Source organism: Actinosynnema sp., assembly GCF_052038725.1.
This window is the reverse complement of the sequence record NZ_JBQGCX010000387.1, coordinates 1-2,349: the sequence shown is the minus strand read 5'-3', so window position 1 is coordinate 2,349 and position 2,349 is coordinate 1. Positions and strand designations below refer to the sequence as shown.

Annotated in this window: 3 protein-coding genes; 1 reads left to right on the top strand and 2 read right to left on the bottom strand. The window is 73.3% G+C overall.

What is annotated here, in order from left to right; genetic code table 11:
* Both ACTUAL_RS07755 and ACTUAL_RS07750 read right to left on the bottom strand, forming a co-directional pair.
* Nucleotides 1-418 (bottom strand): DUF4383 domain-containing protein (locus ACTUAL_RS07755; RefSeq protein WP_440899768.1); only part of this gene is annotated, 418 nt, incomplete at its 3' end.
* 147 nt (nucleotides 419-565) lie between these two features.
* On the bottom strand, nucleotides 566-1,186 hold the full coding sequence (locus ACTUAL_RS07750) for a TetR/AcrR family transcriptional regulator (RefSeq protein ID WP_440899767.1): 621 nt from the start codon (nucleotides 1,184-1,186) through the stop codon (nucleotides 566-568).
* Between the two features lie 106 nt (nucleotides 1,187-1,292).
* Between ACTUAL_RS07750 and ACTUAL_RS07745 the strand changes: the two genes are divergently transcribed.
* Nucleotides 1,293-2,349, top strand: a 1,057-nt coding sequence (locus ACTUAL_RS07745) for a cytochrome P450 (protein ID WP_440899766.1), incomplete at its 3' end; no start/stop codon positions are given.

Genomic DNA, 2,349 nt, shown 5'->3' with positions numbered 1-2,349 from the left:
GCGCCGCGCCGAGGCCGATCATGCCGACGGCCAGGCCGAGGTGCAGCCAGTTGTCGGCGGCGTTGAGCGGCACGAAGTTGGCCGTGCTGTGCTCGTCCACGACCACGCCGTACAGCCACAGCACCGCGTAGATCGCGCCTCCGCCGATCAGGAACGCGCGGGCCCCGCGCGGGGCCTTGGACAGCCCCGCGGCGATGCCCGCCGCGCCGAACGCGAGGTGCACCAGGTTGTGCAGCGCGGAGACCTTGAACACGCCCAGCAGGGCGGCGTCCGAGTGGTGGCCCGCGAACTCCAGGCCGTCGTAGTTCGTGGTCAGGCCGGGGACGAACCCGGCGATGCCCACCAGCAGGAACACCGCGCCCACCGCTAAAGCGGCGTTCTGCACCGGCGTGCGGTGGCGCGTCGTCGTGTCGGTCATGCCTGCCTCCAGGGCGCAGGTGTGTCCGGACGTCCGGGCGGCTGCCCGGTGCGCGCGGCTACCCGTGCGGGCAGGGGGGTAAACGATCTGGTCGGCGCAGTGGCCCGAACGGGTCACCGGCCGGCCGGGCGCGGGTGCGCGCGGGGCTCAGCGCGTCAGGGCCGCGAACATCACGGCGAACTGGTCCAGCGACGCCTTCGCCAGTTCCCCGTCCCGGTGCGAGAACCAGGACGAGGCGACCCCGTCCAGCACCGACACCACCAGCTCCGCCAGCAGCGCCCGGTCCACCGAGTAGTCGAACCCGGCCTCCTCGGCGAGCCGGTCCAGGTGCGCGACCGCCTTGGCGACGTACTCGCGGTGCTGCCACGCGGGCAGCTCGCGCAGCTCGGGCTCCCGCTGGGCGAGGGTGACCAGCTCGCCCAGCACCAGCTCCGCCTCCGGGTCGGCCTGGAACGCGGTCCAGAAGGCGGCCAGCATCGTGCGGACGTTGTCCACGGCGGGCAGGTCCGGCGAGATCGCGGGCCACGCCGCGTCCAGGCTGGTGTTCAGGCCCGTGGTGAGCAGCGCGGTGTACAGCTCCTGCTTGGAGCGGAAGCAGTAGTGGAACGCGCCGTGCGGCATGCCGGCCTCGGCACAGATGGCGCGGGTGGTGGCGGCACCGACGCCGTCGCGCTTCATCACGCGCAGCGCGGCGGCCACGAGCTGCTCGCGCCGCACGGCCGCGCTCACGTGCTTCCGGCCCGCCCTGGCGTCCTGTGCCGTCGACATGGGGTCATCCTAACAGTCTGGCCAACTGACCAGGTCGCTTGACTTGGTCACTTGGCCAACTTTACCGTGGGGGCGACCCAGCACCCGTCGACCGAAGGGGGACCCCGTGGTCGCCACCGGCACGCGCATCCCCGGCCCCAAGCCCCTGCCCCTGGTGGGGAACCTGCTCGACGTCCTCACCTCCGACCTGGACACCGACGTCGACTTCCTCGACCGCTGCCACCGCGAGCACGGCGGCATCGTCGCGCTGACCTTCGCCGGGCAGCGCCAGGTCTTCGCCTCCAGCCACGAGCTCGTCGCCCGCATGTGCTCCGACCCGAGCTGGGGCAAGGCCGTGCACCCCGCGCTGGAGCAGGTCCGCGACTTCGCGGGTGACGGGCTGTTCACCGCGCGCGGCGACGAGCCGAACTGGGGCAAGGCGCACCGGCTGCTCATGCCCGCCTTCGGCCCCACCGCCATGAGGGACCACTTCCCGGCCATGCTCGACATCGCCGAGCAGATGCTCGTGCGCTGGCGGCGGTTCGGCCCCGACCACCGCATCGACGTCGCCGACGACATGACCCGGCTGACCCTGGACACCATCGCGCTGTGCGCCTTCGGCGCCCGGTTCAACTCCTTCTACCGCGACCGGGCCCACCCCTTCGTCGACGCGATGGTCCGCAGCCTCGTGGAGGCGGGCGAGCGCGCCGAGCGGCTGCCGGGCGTGCAGCCGTTCCTGGTGGGCAGGAACCAGCGGTACCGCGACGACATCGCCACCATGAACCGGATCGCCGACGGGATCGTCGCCGCGCGCGCCGCACTGCCCGCCGGGGAGCGGCCGGACGACCTGCTGGAGCGGATGCTCACCTGCGCCGACCCGGTCACCGGGGAGCGGCTGTCCGCGCGGAACGTGCGCTACCAGCTGGCCACGTTCCTGATCGCCGGGCACGAGACCACCTCCGGCCTGCTCTCCTTCGCCGTGCACCGGCTGCTGGCGCACCCCGAGGTGCTGCGCAAGGCCAAGGACGCGGTGGACGGGGTCCTGGGCGACCGCGTGCCCGCGTTCGAGGACCTGGCCCGGCTCGACTACCTCGGGCAGGTGCTGCGCGAGACCCTGCGGCTGCACCCGACCGCGCCCGCGTTCGCCCTGGCCCCCGACGAGCCCGCCGAGCTGGGCGGCCACG

Excerpts from the sequence above, each read along its gene's own strand:
- ACTUAL_RS07750 (WP_440899767.1), bottom strand. The coding sequence starts at position 1,186 with ATGTCGACGGCACAGGACGCCAGGGCGGGCCGGAAGCACGTGAGCGCG.